This is a genomic window from Salinicoccus sp. Marseille-QA3875, assembly GCF_054950095.1.
On the sequence record NZ_CM143103.1, the window covers coordinates 2,155,956 to 2,179,841 of the forward strand.

Sequence of the window (23,886 nt, forward strand, 5' to 3'; positions counted from 1 at the left end):
ATGAGCGAGCAGTATAAAAAGGCCGGCGTCGATATCGAGGCGGGCTACGAAGCTGTAGAGCAGATGAAGGGTCACGTCAAAAAGACGGCGCGTCCTGAAGTGCTGGGCGGTCTCGGCGGTTTTGGCGCGGGATTCGATCTGTCACAACTGGATTTGGAAAAACCGGTGCTTGTGTCCGGTACGGATGGTGTCGGTACGAAACTGAAACTGGCGATTGATTATGACAAACACGATACGATCGGTATCGACGCTGTCGCGATGTGCGTCAATGATATTTTAACGACAGGCGCCGAACCACTCTACTTCCTGGATTACATAGCGGTCGATAAAGTGGTGCCGGAACGTGTTGCAGATATCGTAAAAGGTGTATCCGACGGCTGTATCGATGCCGGATGTGCGCTGATCGGCGGTGAGACTGCCGAGATGGGCAGCATGTACGGTGAAGGTGAATATGATATTGCCGGGTTTGCGGTCGGTGCGGTCGAAAAAGATCTGTACATCGACGGCTCAGGCGCAAAACCGGGTGACAAGATCATCGGTCTGCCGTCGAGCGGTGTGCACTCCAACGGCTACAGCCTTGTGCGCAAATTGATTGCGGACAATGATATTGATGTTGAAACGGAAACTCTGGACGGCGATAAGCTGATCGACCTGCTTCTTGAACCGACGCGCATTTACGTGCGCCAGGTACAGAGTGTGATGGAGAAGGTCGATGTGAAAGCGATGAGCCATATTACAGGCGGCGGTTTCATTGAAAATATCCCGCGTGCGATACCGGAAACACTCGGTGCCGAAGTGACGACTGAAAACATCAGACTGCCGAAAATCATCGGTTGGCTGATGAAGCTTGGAGAGATTGATATTGAAGAGGCATATAACGTATTCAACATGGGTATCGGTTTTATTCTTGTAGTGGACGCTGAAGACGCGGATACGGCAATCGATCACCTCAATTCAATCGATGAAGAAGCGGTGCTGATCGGTGAAGTGACCGGCAATAAAGGAATCACTATACATGACTAGAACGCGTGTGGCCGTGTTCGCTTCAGGCGGAGGCACAAATTTTGAAAATCTGGTGAATAAACAGGAAGAGACGGGCATCGAAATCGTAGTGCTCATCTCGGATTATAATCCTGCGTATGCGATTCAGCGGGCGATCAATAAAGGGATTGACTACATTGTCGTCGAGCGGGAAAAATATGAAACAAAAGCGGATTTTGAAAGTGATGTTTTAAGTATTTTGAAGATGTACCGGGTCGAGTATATTCTGCTTGCAGGATATATGCGCATTTTGTCAGCGGACTTCATCGAAGAATATCCGAGACGGATCATCAATATCCATCCATCGATGCTGCCTGATTTCAAAGGGGCGAACGGCATCGAGGATGCGTTCAATGCAGGTGTAAGCGAGACGGGTGTGACGGTGCACTTCGTTGATGCAGGCATTGATACCGGTGAAATCATCGCACAAGTGCCGGTGGACATTGCGCCGGACGATACTCTCGCAGATCTGGAATATAAAATTCACAGTATAGAACATCAGCTTTACCCGCAGGCGGTTAAAATGGTTTTAGCTAAAGCAGAGGAGGACAAACAGTGAAAGCATTGATCAGTGTATCCAACAAATCAGGTTTGGAGAATTTTGTGAAAGGTTTGATTGAAGCAGGCTATGAAATTTATTCCACGGGCGGCACTTATGACAAGATAAAGAGTTTCGGTTATGAAGTGCACAGCGTGAGCGATCTGACACAGTTCGGGGAAATTATGGACGGGCGTGTGAAAACACTGCACCCGAAAGTTCACGGCGGCATTTTGGCGGACCGCGATAACGCGTCGCACGTCGAAGATATGAAAGCGAATGATATCGAGGCGATTGATCTTGTCGTTGTGAACCTTTATCCGTTCAGGGAAACGGTCGCAAAAGACGGTGTGACGGAAACAGAAGCGGTGGAAAACATCGATATCGGCGGGCCGACGATGCTCCGTGCAGCGGCGAAGAATTTCAAGCATGTGACGACCGTGGTCAACCCGCAGGATTATGATGAAGTGCTCGAGAAGATTGCGGACGGCGCATTGGATGAGGCGTACCGACGTCAGTTGAGCGTCAAAGTATTCAAACATACGGCTGAATACGATAATGCGATCGTGAGCTATTTTACCGGCAGCGAACGTACACTCCGCTACGGTGAGAACCCGCATCAGGATGCGAAACTTGTCAAGACGACGGATGACCGGAACACGATTTTGAATGCTGAAGTGCTTCAGGGCAAACAGCTCAGCTACAACAATCTGCGCGACGGAGACAGTGCGTTCGGACTTGCTAAAAAGTTCGATATTCCTGTGGCGGTTGCTGTGAAACATATGAACCCGTGCGGCGTCGGCACCGGCGAGACGATGGTCGAAGCATTCAACAATGCGTATGAAGCAGATGACCAGTCGATTTTCGGCGGCATCATCGCGTGTAACCGGCCGGTCGACAGAGCGGCGGCGGAAGCGATGAGCAAAATCTTTTTGGAAGTGGTCATCGCACCGTCATATACGAACGGCGCGCTGGAAGTATTTGATGATAAAGAAAACCTGCGTCTTCTTGCGGTGGACTTCACCGAGGACCTGGACGGTGACGAATTTGTCAGTGTGTCCGGCGGCTACCTTGTGCAGGACCGTGATACAGGCAGATTGAACCCGGCAGAAATCAACGTGGTGACCGAAGTTGAACCGACGGAAGCGCAGATGAAAGCACTGGCGCTTGCCTGGGAAGTTTCAAAACATGTGAAATCCAATGCGATCGTCCTTGCGAACGACAAGCAGACCGTCGGAATCGGTGCGGGACAGATGAACCGTGTCGGTGCATTGAAAATCGCAGCGGAACGTGCAATTCAGCTGGATGATAACGTTGTGCTGGCAAGTGACGGTTTCTTCCCGATGCCGGACTCGGTTGAACTTGCACACGAACATGGCATCAAGGCAATCATTCAGCCGGGCGGATCCAAGCGTGACCAGGAGTCGATTGATTTCTGTAATGCCCACGGCATTGCGATGGTATTTACCGGCATGCGTCATTTCAAACACTAAAAATTCACGAGCATTTTATTTTGTGATGGGGGTAGAAAAATGAAAGTAGCAGTAATAGGCAGCGGCGGCCGCGAACATGCGATTGTTAAAAAGCTGCATGAATCGCCGTCGGTAAGGGGCATCGTGGCGATTCCGGGCAACTATGCCATGAGAAATATTGCGACAGTGATCAACAAAGTGGGCGTCACCGACTTTGAGGAAATCGCAGGCATCTGCATCGATGAAAATGTGGACTGGGTGGTCGTCGGACCGGAAGCGCCTTTATCGGAAGGTCTGGCCGACTATTTGGAAGACGAATACGACATTAAAGTGTTCGGCCCGAGAAAGCTAGAAGCACAGCTCGAGTCCTCGAAAGCTTTTTCAAAAGATATTATGGCCAAGTATGATATTCCGACTGCAAAATATGAAACGTTCGAAGATTACGATGCGGCAGCTCAGTATGTGAAAAGTGAAGGCGCCCCGATCGTCATCAAGAAAGACGGTCTCGCTGCAGGTAAAGGTGTTGTCGTCGCGATGGAGCTGGAGGAGGCCCTCGAAGCGCTGCACGAAATGCTCGTCGAAAACAGCGGCCAGGTGGTGGTCGAGGAGTTTCTGGACGGTGAAGAGTTCAGTTTGATGGTGCTGGTCAATGAAGAATTCATCTATCCGTTCGAAGTCATGGCACAGGACCATAAGCGTGCATTCGAAGGCGATGCCGGCCCCAACACAGGCGGCATGGGTGCCTATGCACCGGTCACGCACATCAGTGAAGATGTGCGGCTTGAGGCGGTCCGTGAAATCGTTGAGCCGACCGCGAGTGCGATGGTGGAAGAAGGTCTCAGCTACTTTGGCGTGATGTATCTCGGCGCCATCGTCACTTCGGACGGCGTCAAAGTCATCGAGTTCAACGCCAGGTTCGGAGACCCGGAGGCACAGGTTCTGATGAGTCTCCTCGAATCCGACCTCGGCGAAGTGCTGGAGAATATGTACAATAAAAAACCGTTCACCCTCGAGTGGCGTCCCGGCTTTGTCGCTGGTGTGATGCTCGCGAGCAAAGGATATCCTGGCGAGTACGCGCGCGGCAGCTCAGTCCGCATTCCGGAAGATCTGACCGCCCAGTGTTTCATCAGCGGACTGGACCAGGATGCATCTGAAGCAGTCATCACTTCCGGCGGACGCGTTTTATTAGCCACCGGCTACGGAGAGACAATCAATGCAGCAGTGGATGCCGCATACGACTGCGTGGACCGCATCGAGTACGAGACCGATGCACTGTTCTACAGAAAAGACATCGGTTTCAGAGCGATGAAATAGATAGTCGAGGACACCCGCATGATCTGCGGGTGTTTTTTCGTGTGGTTGCAGGAACTCGCGGGGGTTGCGAGTGCCTGTTAAAAAGTTAATAACGGAGCCTCGATCCGGAAACGAAGCTCTGATAAAATTATTAATATTCCAAATCCACACAAAAACGGCACCCTCCGTATAAGGGTGCCGTTTTGCATAAAGCCAAATCCTGAATCTGTGAAGCCAAATGCCTGAAACTTGAATCTTAAAGCCAAATCTAAAATCTAATGCTATTCAAAAGCGTCGTTAAGGTCTTCTTTCGTCTTATCGACGCCTTGTTCCTGTTTGTCACCTGAATCTTTGGGTTCATCTTTTTTGTCGCGCTCTTTATCTCGTTCCTGTTCACGTTTTTCTTCTTCGAATACATCTTTCTTGTCTTTATCCAAAGCCAATTGAATCACTCTCCTGGGAGAATATCATTATATTATATTATCATCTGTACTCTATATATACCCAGCGGAATTCCATGTAAACATCAAAAACATAATTATTATAAATAAAATCCATCTGTCTGTAATATGAAAATGAATGACTTCATCAATGCAATATTCGGCAATTTAAACTATAATAGTTAAGGACTGAGGTGAACACAATGTTTAAAAAATTAAGAAGCCAGAGCGAGGTACATATCAGTTTATTACTCGGCTTATTCTTTGTGGTATTAGGTATTTTTATATTATTCAATACAGGAAGGATCCGCGGTACGGCTGACGGCAGTCCTGTAGATGAGGAGAGCATCGATACGATACTCGACCTGATCAATGCTTTTTTCCTTGAAGTGACAAACATGCTGTCGATTATCATTGGTGATTTCCCGATCATAGCCGGCATTCTTATTATTTTGTTTGGTGTCTTTATGTTCAAGGTCGGCCAGACTGTCAGGGATACGACCAAATACGACGGCTTCCTGTCATTTTTCTTCATGGGATTATCACTGCTGCTTTTTGTAGTGACGACAATTCTGATGATGCAGGTATACGGCTGGTGGGCGATTTTATTTTTCATCGCATTTCTGGTCCACCTGCTTTATAACATATATAATGAGTATTTGAATCCGCTGCACCGTAAGGAACATTATATGATCATCATGTTTTTCTACGGCATCGCTTATTTCTTTACGCAGAACGCGGTGTATTCGAATATTGATGAATCACTGAACCCGACTGATGTGCTCAGCATTAACATGTTTTTCGGTCTGATCTGGGTACTGTCCCTGCTTGCGCTCTGGGTGGGTGTGTTTCTTTCGAAATCTAAAAACCTGCTCAAGAAACCGAAAGTGAGAACAGAGGAAGAGATGTCACGGGCCTCTAAACGCGGCATCAACAAGTTGAATCCGAATCAGTATCTGGGGTTCTCGGAAAAGATCTACCAGTTCAGAAACCGCCTGCTCGAGAAGGCGAAGGACTTTATTGAAATAGGTATTCCGTCTTGGCTGAAGATCAATTACCTGGAGCTTTTGTTCGGATTTCTCGTACTGGTCTTCATCCTGGTCGAATTCAACAACAGGCAGGGTGTATTCACGGAAGGGTATTTCAGAATTTCGCAGATGAGCTATATCTATGAATGGATCAATCTGTTCCTCACGCTGTCGCTGGCTGTTTTATACATGGTTTTCACAGTGATGAATTCGTGGAGGAATGTCCACTACAACAGGCAGATGATCGTCATTGCCGGATTATGGCTGAAGCTTACGGTCAGTCTTTACATTACGATTTTCAAAGATGTTGAATTGTCGTTATTCATATTACCGTTCAATATCGTGCTCGTGATCCTTACGACGCCGCTGTTATTGTTCAGTATTTTTAAAGATTTTGATGGAGGGACAAAAATTGACAGAAATAAGAAAGCATAATATGGAAGCACGCATTGACAACCCGGATGTGAAAGACCGCATCCACCAGATCACTCAAGATTACGGTGAAAAGGAATCTAAAGATCCGTCGACGGTACTCCTCGGATTCAGTTCAGACGAAGGCGTGACGCGGAATAAAGGTCTCGCCGGCGCGGCGGAAGGGCCGTTCAGCGTGCGAGACAAACTGGCAGGCATGCCATATACGGACACGCTGTATGATTACGGTACCGTCATGGGCACGAAAGACTTGGAAAATTCGCAGGAAGCACTCGGCAGCGCAGTGGCTGATATTTTAAATGAAAAGGATTTTCCGCTCATCATCGGCGGCGGTCATGAAACTTTGTACGGCCACTATCTTGGTGTGAGAAAAGCGCATCCGGATGCGAAGATTGCAGTGCTCAACTTTGATGCGCATTTCGATATGAGAATTGAACCGGTGGCAACGTCCGGGACGATGTTCTATCAGATTTTGACGAAGGACGAAGATGTCGATTATTTCGTCATGGGCATTCAGCACAACGGCAACACGGGGGTGCTGTTCGATACGGCGGATGCGCTCGGGGTGAACTATGCGCTGATTGATGACATCCGTGATTCGAAGAAGGTTTCCGACTACATGTTCAAGGCACTGGAGAACTATGATTATGTCTTTGCGACATTGTGCATGGACTCGATAGCAGAATATGCGGCACCGGGTGTCAGCATGGCGACGCCGAATGGATTTACACCGGTGGAAATTCACGGGCTGATTGAACGTCTGGCAAAACTTGAAAATCTGATCAGTTTTGATATCAGTGAAGTGGCACCGGCTCTCGATGAAGGTGACCGTACAAGTGCACTCGCTGCCAGTATTATCCACAAGTTTTTAATTACGAAGGATGCTGTTAAATGAATACAATACAATTAAAAAAAGGGGTCGAGAGACCTTTTCATCAGGGCAGGCTTGATATCGGCCAGGATGATTTAAGCGATTCCGTCTTTTTGAAGGACGGCGAAATGGTCCGGTTGACTGATTATCTGGGCAGATTCATCGGGTATGCGATGATGAGCTTTGAACAGAAAGCGTACGGCTGGATTTTAAGTACCGATGAAAACGTCCCGATCGATGAGGGCTTTATTCGCAAACAGATCACTGCGGCAATCCATGACCGCACGCCGCTTTACAATCAGGACGACACAAACGTCTTCAGACTGTTCAACGAAATCGGGGACGGCATCGGCGGGTTGTCGATCGATAATTTCAACGGCCACCTGTTCATCACTTATTATTCAGCGGGGATCTATAAGATCCGCAACCTGGTCGTCCAGGTGCTGATTGAAGAATTGAAGCCCGAGTCGATTACTGAACAGACGAGGTTTTCAGCAGGCGGCAGGATGCAGATTCAGAATAATCATGTGACCGGCAATCAGGCGGGAACGATACAGGTCACAGAAAGCGGCATGCGCTTCAACGTCAATCTGAACGACGGCCCGATGACGGGACTGTTTTTAGACCAGAGGGAAACACGCAAATCCCTTCTTAAAAATAAACACTCGCACAACGAAACATTTTTGAACCTTTTTGCATACAGCGGTTCATTTTCCGTTGCAGCTGCACTGTCAGGCATGTCGACAACGAGTGTGGACCTTGCGGGCCGCACGACGGAACTCATCACAGACAACTTCAATGTCAACAACTTGAAGACGGACAACCACACCATCCACATCATGGATACTTTCGACTACCTTAAATTTGCGGAACGGAAAAATCATCAGTTCGATACGATTCTGATCGATCCGCCGAGCTTCAGCAGAAATAAGAAGAAAGTTTTCAAGGTCGAGCGCGATTATCCGAAGCTGATCAAGGAAGCGTTGAAGATTCTAAGTCCTGACGGACGATTGATCTTAAGCCAGAATCTGGAGACATCTTCTTTGAATCAATTTAAAAAGCAGATTGACAATACATTGAAAAGTATGAATACCTCATATACTTTAAAAGACGTCAAAGGGCTGCCGAAAGACTTTAAGACCGTTAAGGGATATAAGACCGGCAAGTATTTGAAAGTCGTGACGATCCAGCTCGGCAACGATTAAAATCAGAGATTACGGGTATTAGGAACATTAGATGAACATTAAAAGGAAAGTAGGGTTTATTAATGGTCCAATATCCTGTAACTACGGAAAATTTGAAGAATAAAGAGCAGGAAGCACAAGCGCTCGTCAAGAAAAAGGCGATGATTTCAAGTGTGGCTTCAGTGCTGCCGATTCCGCTCCTGGATATCGGAACGGATATGAAGCTGATGAATGATATCCACGGTGAAATCGAAGATATCTTTGAAATCGAGCATGAAGATGTTTCTTCAACCAATGATGATCTGATGACCCGCGGCTGGGTCATGGTGACGAGTATCGGAAGTGACGTTGTGCGTTCAAGGCTGACGCCGTTTCTTTTCAGAAGAATCAGTAAGAAGAAGAAATTCAGCCGTTTCGGTCTTGTCAGCATCGTCGGCAGAACACTCGGTGCGGCAGTCAGTTATTTCCTGATGAAAAAACTAGGCAATGACCATATCGCGCATTGCATGGCTTATTTAAAAGAAGAAACTGTTTAAATGGTGAAAAGCCGACATCTCGTTGGCTTTTTATCTGTTAATAATGATAAAATCAAAGAAAGTAAACTTACTTTAAATAATAAATTTATTCTATGATATGAAGGAGACAATCAGCAATGGAGCAAAAATCATATTTTATAACAGATGAAACAGGAATACATGCAAGACCGGCAACGATTCTGGTACAGACGGCATCGAAGTTCGATTCTGAGCTTCAGCTTGAATTCAACAGCAAGAAAGTAAACTTGAAATCAATCATGGGTGTCATGTCACTAGGTGTCGGCAAAGATTCCGAAGTGACTGTTTACGCAGAAGGCAATGACGAAAAAGAAGCACTTGAAGCAATCACAGAAACTTTGAGCAATGAAGGGCTGACTGGCTAATGTCTAAAATACTAAAAGGGATTGGGGCAAGTGACGGCATTGCGATTTCAAAAGTCTACTCACTTGTCGAACCCGATTTAAATTTTACCGAAACTTCCATTGACAGCAGTGCATCTGCAGAAGAAGTTCAAAAGTTTAAAGACAGTATTCATAAAACAAAAGTGGAAATTACGAAAATACGCAATCATGCGGAAGTTGCTGTGGGGCCGGAACATGCGGCTATTTTCGATGCGCACCTTCTAGTGCTCGAAGACCCTGAAATGATCAATCCCATCGAAGAGAAAATCACCAATCAGTCCTACAGTGCACCACAGGCGCTGGTGGAAACGCGTGATGAGTTTGTGCAGATGTTCGAAAACATGGACAACGAATATATGCAGGAGCGTGCAGCCGACATCAAAGATGTGGGCAAACGCATACTTGCAAATCTTCTCGACCGTCCGCTGCCGAACCCTGCAGGCATCGACGAGGAAGTGGTCATCGTGGCAGATGACCTGACGCCGTCCGATACCGCACAGCTGGATAAGCAGTTCGTCAAAGGGTTTGTCACTAACATCGGCGGCCGCACCTCGCATTCTGCGATCATGGCGCGTACGCTTGAAATTCCGGCAGTCGTCGGAACGAAAAGTGTGACTTCTGAGATCACCGAAGGCGATATGATCATCGTCGACGGTGAAAAAGGCGACGTCATTGTCGGCGCGACTGACAAAGAGATCAAAGCCTACGAAGTGAAATCTCAGGAACTCGAAAAAGAGAGACTTGAACTGCTTAAAATTAAAGACGATGAAACTAAAACTTCCGACGGCATCCAAGTCGAGCTCGGTGCAAATATCGGGACGCCTGAAGATGTCGAAATGGTGCTCGAAAACGGTGCGGAAGGCATCGGTTTATTCCGTACCGAATTCCTTTACATGGGCAGAAACGAACTGCCGACAGAGGACGAACAGTACGAATCATACAAAGCTGTACTTGAGCGCATGGAGGATAAACCGGTTGTCGTACGTACGATAGATATCGGCGGTGACAAAGAATTGTCCTATCTGGACATGCCGGAGGAACTCAACCCGTTCCTCGGTTACCGTGCCATCCGTATGGCTCTGGACAATAAAGAGCTGTTCAGGACCCAGCTTCGGGCGTTGCTGCGTGCGAGCGTCCACGGCAACTTGAAAATCATGTTCCCGATGATCGCGACTATCGAGGAATTCGAAGAGGCGAAAGCGCTTCTCATCGAATGCCGGAATGAATTGAAAGCGGACAAAGTCGACGTCAAAGATGATATCGAAGTCGGCATCATGGTCGAGATTCCATCCACTGCGGTACTTGCAGATGAATTTGCGAAAGTCGTGGACTTCTTCAGTATCGGCACAAACGATCTGATCCAGTATACATTCGCAGCAGACCGCATGAATGAAAATGTATCATATCTATACCAGCCTTACCATCCGGCGCTTTTACGCCTGATCCATAATGTCATCAAAGCGGCACACGACAACGGCAAATGGGTCGGCATGTGCGGAGAGATGGCAGGCGATAAAACTGCAGTGCCATTACTCATCGGTTTAGGTCTGGATGAGTTCTCAATGAGTGCAGGCAGCGTGTTGAAAGCAAGAAAGCAGATTGCAGGCCTTAAGAAAACGGACATGGAACAGCTGGCAGACGCAGCAATGCGTTCACCGAAATCAGAAACAGTCACTGCCCTTGTCAAAGAATATACCGAACGTTCCTAATCAAAGGACACATGGATTTCACATGGAAATATTGTGAATGTCCATGTGTCTTTTTTGACTGGATGAATGAGGAAGGGCCGTGTTAGCAGTCTTGTAGGAACTCGTGGGAGTTGCGAGTGCCTGTTAGAAGTCTTGTAGGAACTCGTGGGTGGTGCGAGTGCCTGTTAACACCTCCTTGAAATGGAAACGAGGCTCCGCTGGAAGTTTAACGCATGCTCGTGGACCGCGCGAACGTGTACTGGAGGTTTAACACATGCTCGTGGCCCGCGCGAACGTGTGCTGGAGGTTTAACACATGCTCGCAGCCCACAGCGAACGTGTGATCAACGAAAGCTCAATGCGAAATACAAATAACCTGCAGTGATTATGATTATTTTGGAGGTCCATATGGAAAAGACACGTAAACCGCTGGCTCTGTTTTTATCTCTGCCGATTCTGGCATGGGCATTTTTTGACTTTGCAAATACGATATTCTCGGCGAATATCGTCACTTTGTTTTTTCCGCAGTATATTACGGCAGTGGTGGGGGATAATCCCCAGCTTGAGCAGATTGCGTCGACGATCATCGCCTATGCCAACGCGGCTGCGGCGATTCTGCTGATATTGTTTTCCCCGCTTTACGGTGTTGTCATGGACCGGACGGGCAGGCGGAAGCATTTTGTCATGATCTTCACTCTGATTACAGTGACGGGCGCGATTTTAATGGGCATCTTCGGTGATATGAACACAGGTCTGATATTCGGACTGCCGAACGGCCTCGTACTCACCATCATTATTTTCGTCATCGCAAAATTCGGCTTCAGCTCAGGAAATGTGTTCTATGACGGCATGCTGTCGTCGCTCGGCAGGAAAAAGGAAATACCGCTGATATCGGGGTTCGGTGTGGCGCTCGGTTATCTGGGTACACTATTCGGTATCATCACGGTCATGTATGTCGTCGGTGACGCCGGCATCCACAACACATTCTGGCTGTCGGGGATTTTATTCCTGATATTTGCACTGCCGCTGTTTTTCATCAATAAAGACAAACATGTCAAGCAGGCAGCATCTTCATCAAAATCTTTTCTGAAGGGATACAAAGATATTTACCAGACCTTCAAAGAGGCGCGGAATTATCCCTCGATATTCTTTTTCATGATCGCCTACTTTTTTGTGAACGATGCGCTCGCGACGGCAATCGCGATGATGCAGCCGTACGCGACGACGGTCGTCGGTTTCAGCCCGTCGGATTTCCTGGTCGTCTTCATGGTGGCGACCGGTTTCAGCATCGTCGGCGCTCTCATATTCGGTTTTGTGAATAAAGCCCTCGGCTCCAAGAAAACTTTCTTAATCATTTCAATTTTACTCGGAGCCGCGATTACAGTCGCAGCCGTACCGATGCCGATGTGGACTTTCTGGATCGCAGCATCGATGTTCGGCATCGCGATGGGGTCTGTCTGGGTGGTATCAAGAACGATGATCATCGAACTGGCGCCGCCGGGACGTGAAGGGCAGTTCTTCGGGCTGTTCGCATTCAGTGCGAAGATGAGTGCGATCGTCGGACCGTTCATATACGGGACGATAACTCTGGCACTCAGCCAGTACGGGCCGCTCGCTTCACGAATTGCGATTACGAGCCTGCTGGTCATGGTGATCATTGGAATTATATTCCATACATTTGTCAAAGAAGATAGAGAAGCGGATGATATGGTGTCTGAGTAGTTTATTTGCACAATTTTTCACAATATTGTCATGTGATATCAATTGAAATCGACACATTTGAATATATAATATAGGGTACGCATATAAGGAGTGATTTAAGTGGATGAGGTTCTTTTAGGACGTATAATAACAGCAAGTACACTGGGTTTCCACATAATCTTTGCGACTATTGGTGTCGGTATACCGATTGTTATTATGGTCATGGAATTTTTGGGTATCAGAAAAAAAGACTCCCAATATCTTACGATGGCAAGAAGGATTGCCAAAGGGTTTACGGTGACTATCGCGGTCGGGGTAGTTACAGGGACCATCATCGGGCTCCAATTATCATTGATATGGCCCGATTTCATGAGGCTCGGCGGACAGATCATCGCACTGCCTCTGTTCATGGAAGTTTTTGCGTTTTTCTTTGAAGCTATATTTTTAGGTATTTTCTTATATACATGGGATCGTTTCAAAAATCCTTGGCATCACTGGCTTTTGAACATTCCGATCGTCATCGGTTCAACATTGTCGGCGGTGTTCATCACGTCGGTGAACTCATTTATGAACACACCGGCAGGGTTTGAACTGTCAGAGGAAATGTTCGTCAACATCGACCCGATCGCGGCGATGCTGAACCCGTCTGTCTATGTCCGCGTCTTCCACGTGGTGGCGACGGCTTACATGACGGCCGCATTCATACTCGGTTCGATCGCAGCATTCAAACTCATTAAAAATAAATTCGAAAAAGATGCGGAGTACCACAAGAAAGCATTGAAAGTGACGATGTCAATCGGTATCGTCACAGCGCTCCTCACAATTTTGGCAGGTGACTTCTCGGCTAAATTCCTGCACAATGAACAGCCCGAGAAACTGGCTGCGATGGAATGGCATTATGAGACCGAGTCGCATGCGGATCTGGTCTTATTCGGATTATTGGATGAGGAGAATCAGGAAGTCAACTACGCCCTCAGAATACCGTGGGCGCTGAGCTTCCTGTCCGGCAACTCGTTCGACACGGAAGTGACCGGTCTGAACGATATACCGGAGGAGGAACATCCGCCTCTGGTGATACACTACTTCTTTGACCTGATGGTCGTCTTCGGCATGTACGCCTTCGGGGTGGCATTGCTGTACTTCATCATCAAGAAGTTCACCAAGTTTAATGAACACCATCCGGCGCTGCTATACCTCTATTTCCTGGCTGGTCCATTGTCCATGATGGCAATCGAAGCAGGATGGTTCCTGGCGGAAATGGGACGGCAGCCGTGGATCATCAGAGGTTACATGCGGGTCTCAGAAGCCGTGACCAATGCGGACGGGCTCGGCATAGTGCTGGTGTCATTCATCGTACTGTACGCGTTGCTCGGCTTCACATGTGCCTACGTGCTGGTCAAAATGTTCAACAACAGTTCTGCTGAATCTTCACGCGAAGAATTTTACGGTGAAGGAGTGGATGCAAAATGATGGATTTGAACTTTGAAATGATTGGTATTACCGTGCTCTGGACGTTTCTGTATGGTTACGTGATTGTGGCATCGATTGACTTCGGTGCCGGATTCTTCAACTATTATGCGATAGAAACCGGGCAACACCAGAAAGTCAGTCATATTATCCAGCGTTATTTGAGCCCGGTGTGGGAAACGACGAACGTATTCTTCGTATTCTTCTTCGTCGGTATCGTCGGATTCTATCCCGATACGGCGTATTATCTCGGAACGACGTTGCTGATACCGGGGAGTATCGCACTGATATTACTGTCGATCAGGGGAAGCTATTACGCATTCAACTCGAGTGCGACGAAGCCGCGTAAATCATGGTCATTTTTATACGGTGTGACGGGACTCTTGATTCCTGCATCACTGTCCATCGTGCTTGTGATTTCTGAAGGCGGTTATATATATGAAGATGCCGGCGGCGTCCAGCTGCATCTGGAGGAGCTGCTGTTCAGTTCATATGCATGGACAGTCGTGTTTTTAGCGATTATTCTGGTCCTTTACGTGTCCAGCGGATTCCTCACTTATTACGCATCAAAAGCGAAAAATAAAAATGCGATGGAAACGTTCAGAAAGTGGTTTTTGATCTGGTCACTGCCGATGATTGTCATCAGCCAGTTCACATTCCTGAGCCTTCGGGAACATAACTTTGAACACTTCCAGTCCGCACAGGATTACTGGTATTTATTCGGATTTAGCCTTTTGTCAATGATCATCGCCATCTTCCTGATCTGGAAGAAACGCAATTTCGGTCTGGCATTCATCATGATCATGGTGCAGATTGCATTCGCGTTTTACGGCTACGGCATCAGTAAGCTGCCGTATATCCTGTATCCTTATATAGAAATCAACACGAGCGTCGTCAACGAATCGATGGCATTTGCACTGACGATTGTCTTCATACTCGGTCTTTTGCTGCTGATTCCGAGCCTGTACCTTCTGCTCAGACTTTTCATCTTCGATAAAGATTATGTTGAAGGTAAAGAAGGAGATGGATACTGATAATAAAGAAAGCCGCGGCCCCTGCGTGTGGGCCGAGGCTTTTATTTTGAAAAAATATGTGAAATTCCGGCCGGATAAGTTTATCATAGAGATGGTATATTTTAGTGAGTATAATTTGAATCGGAGTTGAGGCATGTGAAAAAGGAATTTGCAGTGATCGGGCTCGGCCGGTTCGGCGGGAGCATCGTCAATGAGTTGAGGGAACTTGACGTTGATGTGCTTGCGATTGATGTTGATGCCGAGCGGGTGAAGGAATTTCAGGATATCGCAACAAAATCAGTGATTGCCAATACGACAGACGAGCAGGTTCTGAAAGATCTCGGTCTCAGAAATTTCGATCATGTGGTGGTTGCAATCGGGGATAACATCCAGTCGAGTATTCTGACGACGCTGCTGCTGAAGGATATGGACGTGAAAAAAGTGACGGTCAAAGCGCAGAGTACATATCATGCACGGGTGCTTGAGAAAATCGGCGCAGATTTTGTCGTCCATCCCGAGCGTGATATGGGGCGGCGAATTGCGCACAAACTCGTTTCTAATTCAGTGCTGGATTATTTGGAGCTCGGCGGTGAGTACTCGGTTGTCGAGTACCTCGCGAATGAAAAGATGATCAACCGCTCCATTCTGGACCTCGATATCCGCGCGGAATACGGCATCAGCATCCTGGCGATCAAGCGCGATGACGACATCATCGTGTCCCCGGATCCCGCTGTAAAAATACTGACAGGGGACGTGCTGATTTCAATAGGCGATGACGACGACCTGACACATTTCGAGAAAAAGATGATGGGATAGCCGTTACGTGCATGTGAACCGACCTTCCTGCGGAGGTCGGCTTTTTGTCGATGAAAGAATGTGGGCGTTTGCTGTGCAGATGAGGCGTGGATTGTCTCCTACTAAACGGCTGCGGGCGTTTGCTGTGCAGATGGCATCAGAATTGTCTCCAACTAAACATCTGAGGGCGTTTGCTGTGCAGATGAGGCGGGAATTGTCTCCAACTAAACATCTGAGGGCGTTTGCTGTGCAGATGGCATCAGAACTGTCTCCAACTAAACATCTGAGGGCGTTTGCTGTGCAGATGGCATCAGAACTGTCTCCAACTAAACATCTGAGAGCGTTTGCTGTGCAGATGAGGCGGGAACTGTCTCCAACTAAACATCTGAGAGCGTTTGCTGTGCAGATGAGGCGGGAACTGTCTCCAACTAAACAGCTGAGGGCGTTTGCTGTGCAGATGGCATCAGAATTGTCTCCAACTAAACGGCTGATGCATAATATCTTATTATGAAATCCGACAATATCAACTGCGAACGCCGCATTCACACCGCCAAAAATTCATGCATCACAAAAAAGCCGCCCGGACATATTATCTGCCGGGCGGCCTCGCATAATCATGATTTTATTTTTTCTTCTGCAGTTTGTCGTCGTTGATTCTCATGATCATAGGAAGAATCATCGGGCTGCGTTTTGTTTTTCTGTATAGATGCTGGCTGAGTTCTTCGATGATCAGCTGCTTGATGTTGAACCACTCGACTTTGTCTTTGGAGTTGAGCAGTTTGTTCACGTCGTCCTTGATTTTCTTCTCGGCACTTCTGATGAGGCCGTATGATTCACGCATGTAGACGAAACCGCGTGAAATGATGTCCGGCCCGCTTAAAAGCTGCTTCGTCTTGAAGTCGATGGAGACGACGACGATTGCAAGTCCTTCTTCGGACAGGTCTTTACGGTCGCGGAGGACGATGTTGCCGATATCTCCGATACCGATGCCGTCGACGAAAACCGTTCCTGCCTGAACACGGTGGCTCATGCGGGCGGAATCACTCTTCAGAGCGAGTACGTCGCCGATTTCCATAAGGAAGACGTTGTCTTCTTCGACACCTGTTGAAATGGCCATCTGCTTATGAAGATCAAGCATGCGGTATTCACCGTGGATCGGCATGAAGTATTTCGGCCTGATCAGGCGGAGCATCAGTTTCTGCTCTTCCTGTGAACCGTGCCCGGAAGTATGGATATTGGACAGACGGCCGTGAATGACGTCAGCGCCTGCTTTGAACAGTGAGTTGATCGTACGGTTGACACTCAATGTGTTCCCGGGGATCGGTGATGAACTGAAAATTACAGTGTCATCAGGAATGATGCTGATCTGACGGTGTGTGCCGTTCGCAATTCTTGACAATGCGGCCATCGGCTCGCCCTGTGAACCTGTACAGAGGATCATTACTTTGTGCTTTTCAATCTTGTTGATCATTTTCGGCTCAATAAACGTCTCAGGCGGCGCTTTAATATAGCCGAGCTCCGTTCCGATTTTGATGTTGTTTTCCATGCTGCGTCCGAAAATGCAGATTTTGCGGTCGAACTTCACTGCAGCTTCAATGGCCTGCTGTACACGGTAGATGTTCGAGGCGAATGTTGCAAAGATGATTCTGCCTGTACATTTTCTGAAGATGTCTTCAACATTCTGACCGACTGATTTTTCACTGACTGTGAAGTTCGGGACGGTTGCGTTCGTTGAATCCGACAACAGGCATAGTACGCCTTCTTCACCGAGCTGTGCCATTTTGGCAATGTTTGCCGGCTCTCCGACAGGTGTAAAGTCAAATTTGAAGTCGCCTGTATGGACGATATTGCCTTCGGGAGTTCTCACGACGACGCCGTACGCTTCCGGTATGGAGTGCGTAACCAGGAAGAAATCGACACTCATATTGCCGAAGTTCAGTACACTGTCTTCATGGATTTCATTTAATTCTGCCGTGCGCAGCAGACGATGTTCTTCCAATTTGTTGCGGATCAGCCCAAGTGCAAGCGGACCCGAATATATCGGTACGTTGATCTCTTTCAGTAAATACGGGATGCCGCCAATATGGTCTTCGTGACCGTGTGTAACGACGACGGCTTTTATTTTCGACTGGTTTTCAATCAAATAACTGTAGTCCGGTATGACGTAGTCGATACCGAGCTGTTCATCGTCGGGGAATTTGATGCCCGCATCGATGATGATGATTTCGTCTTTGTATTCCACGCAGTACATGTTCTTGCCGATTTCACCAAGACCACCCAGCGCGTATACGCCAACTTCCTGTTTTTCAAGTGACATTATAAATTCTCCACCTTAAAATCGACATTATTTTCTTTTTCGTAATCCAGATGAGCATCGCTCAGCTTTTCCACCAATTCAATGTTATAACCTGAATCTTTCAAAAGCTGACGGATTTCCGTTTCTGATTCCGCCTCGAAATACTTTGTCTGCGTATCTTCACGAATGATACGATCTGTTAGATTTTCCTGATAGAACACTTTGAATACTGCCATGTTAATATCTCCTTTTATAGTATATTTGTTTTTGTTGGTTTTTATCAATATCATTAAAAAAATTGTGCTTAAAGACGTTCAAGCACAATTTCCGGATCAATCTTTCCTCGAGAATTCATTGCCTAATAAACCTTTTCTGCCGAGAATGCGTCTGAGTCTCTGCTTCCATCTTTGACGTAACCGTCTGAGCATATTGACCACATCCCATATATACTTAATTTTATTTTACAATATAGACGGCTGGCATGCAAAGACTTTATAATAGAAGTGATTGGAGGGAAGCTTGTGAAAGCACAAAGTCTATTATCTCAGATATTGCTGGAAAAAGAACGTGAGGACCGCAATTTTACCGGTTTGGAGTTCAATGTGCGTGACAAAGGGGTGGTCATGAATTATAAATATGACGACGATGCCGCTCATGTGGATGTCCATCGGCCGCGGTACGACAAAGATCCGGAGGTGTTGAATACCGATACTTTCGAAGAATTAAAACCGTTGCTTTATGAAAAAAACGTTCCATTTAAAGAACGTCGTGATGATTTTATGTAAAACCCGTGAATCCACGGGTTTTTATTATTCCAGCGGCTGTGCGCCTATTTTTGGATCATTTGGGAAATCCTTATCGATGCGGTCATAGAACATGATGCCGTCGAGATGGTCGATTTCATGCTGCAGAACGACTGCGAGCATGCCTTTTGCTTTAATCTCAATCTGTTTGCCGTCAATGGTCGTCGCACTGACACGTATTCTATTGTAGCGGTGGACAAGCCCTTCGATATCCTCGTCAACACTCAAACAGCCTTCTCCGCCGGGCAAATATGTTTCAGCAACCGAATGGCTTTTCACTTTCGGGTTGATCAGCATGTAGTCATATTCGACTTCGCCTTCAGTGTTTTCGATATATATGGCAAGCATGCGCTTGTCGAGACCGATCTGAGGTGCCGCAAGGCCGACGCCTGACCTTAATTTATATTTCTCTGCCATTTCCTCATTTTGAGAGTTTTTGAGATATTCTCTCATACTTTTCAATTGTGAAATTGTTTCTTCGTCAATCTCACTCACTTCCGCAGCCTTCTTCCTTAAAATAGGGGCCGGGTCGCGGACGATATCTTTCATTGTTAGCAAGGTAAACCCTCCTGTTTTTGTGTAAGAATATTTATAGTATACTATAAAAGAGTCGTGTATATCAGTACTAAGATTACATAAATTTTGATGTTGCGGAGGATTTTTATCAATGAAGAGAATTACAGCATTAATGTTGGGGCTGGTTTTTATTTTGTCGGCCTGTAATAACGAGATCGATGAACTGGAAACTTTTTATGTGAAGTTCCAGGAAACGCTGGATGTTGAATCTGAAATCAGTGAAATCAATGATAACTTCAACAGGCTTGAGAACAGACGTGGTCAGATTCAGGAAGACCTATCGACTGCAGAACGCAGCGAACTGAATGAGATGAGCGAATCACTGGCTGAAAATACATCTGAACGGCTTGAACTGATCAATGAGGAGTCGTCAGTGATGGAGGAGTCCAGGACGGCTGCGGAGGAATCAGAAGAGCTGATCGGGGATATCAGCAATGAAGATTACCGTCAGCAGGCAGAAGCACTGATTGCTGCAGCAGATGACCGTTATGCGAAACATGGCGAACTGATGGAATCGTTTAAAAATGTACTGGGCAGCGAAGAGGAGTTGTTCGAGTATCTGCAGGGAGCCGAAAATCTGAGCCAGGATGATATCGATGACCAGATCAATACACTCAATGAAGAATATGACGGGCTGACAGCGCTGCAGGAAGAATATTCCACAGCGACGGATCGGTTGAATGAAGTGAAGCGTGAAGTTTATGAAATTCTTGATGAATCTTAAAGTGTGCTATAACAGATTTTTCTGTTTCATTAAGTAAACGTTGTAGCATCAATGTTTCGGTCTATCTGTTTCGCAACTGCTGAATTTACTGTTGTAACAGACTGTGATAAAATTATTAATAAGAGCTACAAAATAAACATTAAAAAATGTGAAAGGTTCGGTGAACATTCAATGGCACCTAAAAAAGGATTCGATCCAGTCAAAACACTGGAAGAGATCGAAGGCAAATTTGAGATGTACCAGATTTTGAACGAAAAAGGGGAAGTAGTAAACAAGGGCGACATGCCCGACTTATCAGACGACGAACTTGTAGAATTGATGACGCGCATGGTTTGGACACGTGTCCTTGACCAGCGTTCAATCTCACTCAGCAGACAGGGCCGTCTCGGTTTCTACGCACCGACTGCCGGCCAGGAAGCTTCACAGCTTGCGAGCCAGTATGCGTTGGAGAAAGAGGACTACATCGTCCCGGGATACCGTGATGTACCTCAGCTGATATGGCATGGTCTTCCGCTGACACAGGCATTTTTATTCTCACGCGGGCACTTCAAGGGAAATCAGTTCCCTGAAGGTGTAAACGCTTTAAGTCCACAGATCATCATCGGTGCACAGTTTGTCCAGACTGCCGGTATTGCTCTCGGCATCAAGAAGCGGGGTAAGAAATCGGTGGCAATCACCTACACGGGTGACGGCGGTTCCTCACAGGGCGATTTCTATGAAGGCATCAACTTTGCGAGTGCATATCTGGCGCCGGCGATTTTCGTCATCCAGAACAACCACTACGCAATCTCTACGCCGCGCGAACTGCAGACGAATGCTAAAACACTTGCGCAAAAAGCGGTCGCGGTCGGAATTCCGGGCGTCTATGTAGACGGCATGGATCCGCTCGCTGTATATAAAGTGACCAAAGATGCACGTGACCGTGCAGTGGCTGGTGACGGCCCGACATTGATCGAGACACTCTGCTACCGTTACGGTGCACACACGATGGCGGGCGACGACCCGACGCGTTACCGTACGTCGGATGAGGATTCCGAGTGGGAGAAGAAAGACCCATTGGTGCGTTTCCGTCTATTCCTTGAAGGTAAGGATTTATGGAACGAAGATAAAGAAGAAGAAGTTATGGAACAGGCAAAAGAAGAAATTAAAAAAGCCATCAAGGAAGCGGACGGTGCTGACAAGCAGACTGTAACGCAGCTGATGGAAATCATGTATGACGATATGCCGTCAAACTTGAAAGAGCAGTATGAAGTCTACAAAGAAAAGGAGTCGAAATAAACAATGGCTGAAAAGACAATGATTCAGGCGATCACAGAAGCGATGGCCACTGAACTCAAAAATGATGAGAATGTCCTGGTCTTTGGTGAGGATGTCGGTGTCAACGGCGGCGTCTTCCGTGCGACTGAAGGCCTGCAGAAAGAATTCGGCGAGGAGCGCGTATTCGATACGCCGCTTGCAGAAAGCGGACTTGTATCACTTGGACTCGGACTGACGCTGGAAGGCTACCGCCCGGTAATGGAAATCCAGTTCTTCGGGTTTTTATTCGAAGCAATGGACGGGGTGGCGGGTCAGATCGCAAGACACCGCTTCCGTTCAGGTGCTTCAAAACCGATGCCGGTTGTCATTCGTGCGCCATTCGGCGGCGGTGTGCACACTCCTGAAATGCATGCGGACTCATTGGAAGGGCTGATGGCCCAGACTCCTGGTCTGAAAGTGGTCATTCCTTCAAATCCGGTGGATGCGAAAGGTCTTCTGATCGAAGCGATCCGATCAAACGACCCTGTCGTGTTCCTCGAGCATATGAAACTTTACCGTTCATTCCGTGAAGACGTGCCTGAAGAGGACTACACGGTTGAAATCGGCAAAGCGAATGTTAAAAGAGAAGGCACTGACGTGACATTGATTGCATACGGTGCGATGGTACAGGAATCAATCAAAGCTGCAGAAGCGCTTGAAGAAGACGGCATCTCTGCAGAAGTGATCGACCTTAGAACTGTATCACCGGTGGATTACGACACACTGGTCGAATCAGTCGAGAAGACGAACCGTGCAGTTGTTGTGCAGGAAGCACAGCGCCAGGCAGGTATTGCCGCAAACGTTGCAGCTGAACTGTCAGAGCGTGTAATCCTCAGCCTGGAAGCGCCGATCAAGCGTGTCACGGCTCCGGACACTGTATATCCGTTCACTCAGGCAGAAGAAGTATGGCTGCCGAACAAAGATGATATTGTTGAAAAAGCTAAAGAGGTTTACAATTTCTAAAATAAACACCATACAAAGGAGGAGTTACTGTGGCTTTTGAATTTAAACTGCCGGATATCGGTGAAGGTATCCACGAAGGTGAAATAGCAAAATGGATGGTTGCCGAAGGCGATGAAATCAAAGAAGATGACGTTCTGGTTGAAATCCAGAACGATAAAGCATTGGTTGAAATCCCGTCCCAGGTTGACGGTACAATCCAAAAAATCCATGTTGATGAAGGAGAAACGACGACTGTCGGTACTGTTATCGTAACTATCGACGACGGGTCGGAAGACAGCGGCGAATCTGAAGAACCATCTGAAAAAGAGGAGTCCAAAGATGAAAAGAAAGACGATTCTGAAGCAGATGACAAAGAAGCCTCCAAGTCCGAAGATGAGTCCGAAGAGAAGAAAGAAAAGAAATCTTCCGGCGGGCGCGTCATCGCCATGCCGTCCGTGCGCAAGTTTGCACGTGAAGAAGATGTGGACATCAACGAAGTGACAGGGTCAGGCAAAAATGGCCGTGTGACAAAAGAAGATATTGAAGCCTTCAAGAGTGGCGACGCACCGGCAGCATCCGAAGAAGCTTCATCTGAAGAAGAGACTCAGGAAGAAACTCAAGTTGCAGCAAGTGCTTCACAGGAGGGTTCACGCGAAACAAGAGAAAAGATGTCCGGCATGAGGCGTGCGATCGCAAAAGCGATGGTAAACTCAAAACAGACATCACCTCACGTTACTCATATGGATGAAGTTGTCGTGGATGATCTTTGGAATCACCGTAAGAAGTTCAAGGACATTGCTGCGGAGCAGGGTGTTAAACTGACATTCCTCCCTTATGTAGTTAAGGCAATTGTGTCAACATTGAAGAAATTCCCTGAACTGAATGCTTCAATCGACAACGAAACGATGGAAATAATTCAGAAACATTACTATAATGTAGGTATTGCCGCAGACACCGAACGTGGTCTGGTTGTACCTGTGATCAAAGATGCAGACACTAAATCAATGTTCGAAATTTCAAATGAAATTAACGAGCTTGCTGAAAAAGCACGTGACGGCAAGTTGTCAGGTGATGAAATGAAGGGTGGATCAATGTCCATTTCAAACCTCGGCTCAGCCGGCGGGTCTCATTTCACTCCGGTCATCAACCAGCCTGAAGTAGCAATACTCGGTATCGGCCGCATTGAAGAAAAAGCAATTGTAAGAGAAGGACAAGTTGTCCCGGCACGTGTTCTTGCGTTATCATTGAGCTATGATCATAGACAGGTTGACGGCATGAAAGCTCAAACTGCATTAAATCATATGAAGAGATTATTGAACAATCCGGATTTATTACTAATGGAGGGATAAG

At 47.1% G+C, this 23,886-nt stretch carries 24 protein-coding genes; 20 read left to right on the forward strand and 4 right to left on the reverse strand.

Annotated elements, in window-relative coordinates:
• The 4 genes from purM to purD are packed head-to-tail and all read left to right on the forward strand — an operon-like array spanning position 1 to position 4,365.
• Entirely contained in the window at positions 1–1,023 is a 1,023-nt protein-coding gene (gene purM, locus ACY8DT_RS10980) for a phosphoribosylformylglycinamidine cyclo-ligase (RefSeq protein ID WP_462420351.1), read from the forward strand.
• Positions 1,016–1,600: a phosphoribosylglycinamide formyltransferase gene (purN, locus tag ACY8DT_RS10985; protein WP_462420352.1), complete on the forward strand. Its 585-nt coding sequence runs from the start codon at positions 1,016–1,018 to the stop codon at positions 1,598–1,600. Before purM ends, purN begins: the two co-directional genes overlap by 8 nt.
• On the forward strand, positions 1,597–3,072 hold the full coding sequence (gene purH / locus ACY8DT_RS10990; protein WP_462420353.1) for a bifunctional phosphoribosylaminoimidazolecarboxamide formyltransferase/IMP cyclohydrolase: 1,476 nt from the start codon (positions 1,597–1,599) through the stop codon (positions 3,070–3,072). Before purN ends, purH begins: the two co-directional genes overlap by 4 nt.
• 39 nt (positions 3,073–3,111) lie before the next feature.
• Positions 3,112–4,365 (forward strand): phosphoribosylamine--glycine ligase, encoded by a 1,254-nt coding sequence (gene purD, locus ACY8DT_RS10995; protein WP_462420354.1) that lies wholly within the window; start codon positions 3,112–3,114, stop codon positions 4,363–4,365.
• A gap of 260 nt (positions 4,366–4,625) precedes the next feature.
• On the opposite strand, the gene ACY8DT_RS11000 is transcribed toward purD, so the two are convergent.
• Positions 4,626–4,787: a hypothetical protein gene (locus ACY8DT_RS11000; protein ID WP_462420355.1), complete on the reverse strand. Its 162-nt coding sequence runs from the start codon at positions 4,785–4,787 to the stop codon at positions 4,626–4,628.
• Between the two features lie 200 nt (positions 4,788–4,987).
• Between ACY8DT_RS11000 and auxA the strand changes: the two genes are divergently transcribed.
• The 11 genes from auxA to ACY8DT_RS11055 all read left to right on the forward strand — a co-directional run bounded on the left by auxA (position 4,988) and on the right by ACY8DT_RS11055 (position 16,410).
• Positions 4,988–6,247 carry a lipoteichoic acid stability factor AuxA gene (auxA, locus tag ACY8DT_RS11005; protein WP_462420356.1) on the forward strand — a complete coding sequence of 420 codons (1,260 nt, stop codon included), beginning with the start codon at positions 4,988–4,990 and terminating at the stop codon, positions 6,245–6,247.
• Positions 6,225–7,139 carry a formimidoylglutamase gene (locus tag ACY8DT_RS11010; RefSeq protein ID WP_462420357.1) on the forward strand — a complete coding sequence of 305 codons (915 nt, stop codon included), beginning with the start codon at positions 6,225–6,227 and terminating at the stop codon, positions 7,137–7,139. The genes auxA and ACY8DT_RS11010 overlap by 23 nt, the downstream gene beginning before the upstream one ends.
• Positions 7,136–8,320: a class I SAM-dependent rRNA methyltransferase gene (locus tag ACY8DT_RS11015; RefSeq protein ID WP_462420358.1), complete on the forward strand. Its 1,185-nt coding sequence runs from the start codon at positions 7,136–7,138 to the stop codon at positions 8,318–8,320. Before ACY8DT_RS11010 ends, ACY8DT_RS11015 begins: the two co-directional genes overlap by 4 nt.
• Positions 8,321–8,382: 62 nt before the next feature.
• Positions 8,383–8,835, forward strand: a complete 453-nt coding sequence (locus tag ACY8DT_RS11020; protein ID WP_462420359.1) for a hypothetical protein — start codon at positions 8,383–8,385, stop codon at positions 8,833–8,835.
• Between the two features lie 116 nt (positions 8,836–8,951).
• Positions 8,952–9,218, forward strand: a complete 267-nt coding sequence (locus tag ACY8DT_RS11025) for a phosphocarrier protein HPr (RefSeq protein ID WP_462420360.1) — start codon at positions 8,952–8,954, stop codon at positions 9,216–9,218.
• Positions 9,218–10,945, forward strand: a complete 1,728-nt coding sequence (ptsP, locus tag ACY8DT_RS11030; protein ID WP_462420361.1) for a phosphoenolpyruvate--protein phosphotransferase — start codon at positions 9,218–9,220, stop codon at positions 10,943–10,945. The genes ACY8DT_RS11025 and ptsP overlap by 1 nt, the downstream gene beginning before the upstream one ends.
• A 386-nt stretch (positions 10,946–11,331) precedes the next feature.
• On the forward strand, positions 11,332–12,645 hold the full coding sequence (locus tag ACY8DT_RS11035; RefSeq protein ID WP_462420362.1) for an MFS transporter: 1,314 nt from the start codon (positions 11,332–11,334) through the stop codon (positions 12,643–12,645).
• A 99-nt stretch (positions 12,646–12,744) separates the two neighbouring features.
• Positions 12,745–14,094, forward strand: coding sequence for a cytochrome ubiquinol oxidase subunit I (locus ACY8DT_RS11040; protein ID WP_462420363.1), 1,350 nt, complete (start codon positions 12,745–12,747; stop codon positions 14,092–14,094).
• A gap of 5 nt (positions 14,095–14,099) precedes the next feature.
• Entirely contained in the window at positions 14,100–15,125 is a 1,026-nt protein-coding gene (locus ACY8DT_RS11045) for a cytochrome d ubiquinol oxidase subunit II (protein WP_462422262.1), read from the forward strand.
• Between the two features lie 135 nt (positions 15,126–15,260).
• Entirely contained in the window at positions 15,261–15,920 is a 660-nt protein-coding gene (locus ACY8DT_RS11050; protein WP_462420364.1) for a potassium channel family protein, read from the forward strand.
• A 7-nt stretch (positions 15,921–15,927) separates the two neighbouring features.
• Positions 15,928–16,410, forward strand: a complete 483-nt coding sequence (locus ACY8DT_RS11055) for a hypothetical protein (protein ID WP_462420365.1) — start codon at positions 15,928–15,930, stop codon at positions 16,408–16,410.
• Positions 16,411–16,521: 111 nt separating this feature from the next.
• On the opposite strand, the gene rnjA is transcribed toward ACY8DT_RS11055, so the two are convergent.
• Complete coding sequence (gene rnjA / locus ACY8DT_RS11060) at positions 16,522–18,219, reverse strand: ribonuclease J1 (protein ID WP_462422263.1); 1,698 nt, start codon at positions 18,217–18,219, stop codon at positions 16,522–16,524.
• On the reverse strand, positions 18,216–18,431 hold the full coding sequence (locus ACY8DT_RS11065) for a DNA-dependent RNA polymerase subunit epsilon (RefSeq protein WP_462420366.1): 216 nt from the start codon (positions 18,429–18,431) through the stop codon (positions 18,216–18,218). Before ACY8DT_RS11065 ends, rnjA begins: the two co-directional genes overlap by 4 nt.
• Positions 18,432–18,716: 285 nt before the next feature.
• Here ACY8DT_RS11065 and ACY8DT_RS11070 point away from each other — a divergent pair, with 285 nt between their 5' ends.
• A complete protein-coding gene (locus tag ACY8DT_RS11070; protein WP_462420367.1) occupies positions 18,717–18,980 on the forward strand; it encodes a hypothetical protein in 264 nt (87 codons plus the stop codon).
• Positions 18,981–19,004: 24 nt separating this feature from the next.
• Here the strand turns inward: ACY8DT_RS11070 and def are convergent, their stop codons facing one another.
• Positions 19,005–19,556: a peptide deformylase gene (gene def, locus ACY8DT_RS11075; RefSeq protein WP_462420368.1), complete on the reverse strand. Its 552-nt coding sequence runs from the start codon at positions 19,554–19,556 to the stop codon at positions 19,005–19,007.
• 109 nt (positions 19,557–19,665) lie between these two features.
• Between def and ACY8DT_RS11080 the strand changes: the two genes are divergently transcribed.
• The 4 genes from ACY8DT_RS11080 (at position 19,666) to ACY8DT_RS11095 (ending at position 23,885) form a co-directional block, all read left to right on the forward strand.
• Entirely contained in the window at positions 19,666–20,298 is a 633-nt protein-coding gene (locus tag ACY8DT_RS11080) for a YkyA family protein (RefSeq protein WP_462420369.1), read from the forward strand.
• A 171-nt stretch (positions 20,299–20,469) separates the two neighbouring features.
• On the forward strand, positions 20,470–21,576 hold the full coding sequence (pdhA, locus tag ACY8DT_RS11085; RefSeq protein WP_462420370.1) for a pyruvate dehydrogenase (acetyl-transferring) E1 component subunit alpha: 1,107 nt from the start codon (positions 20,470–20,472) through the stop codon (positions 21,574–21,576).
• Positions 21,577–21,579: 3 nt separating this feature from the next.
• Positions 21,580–22,557: an alpha-ketoacid dehydrogenase subunit beta gene (locus ACY8DT_RS11090; RefSeq protein WP_462420371.1), complete on the forward strand. Its 978-nt coding sequence runs from the start codon at positions 21,580–21,582 to the stop codon at positions 22,555–22,557.
• Between the two features lie 29 nt (positions 22,558–22,586).
• Complete coding sequence (locus tag ACY8DT_RS11095; protein ID WP_462420372.1) at positions 22,587–23,885, forward strand: dihydrolipoamide acetyltransferase family protein; 1,299 nt, start codon at positions 22,587–22,589, stop codon at positions 23,883–23,885.
• Position 23,886: the final 1 nt, after the last annotated feature.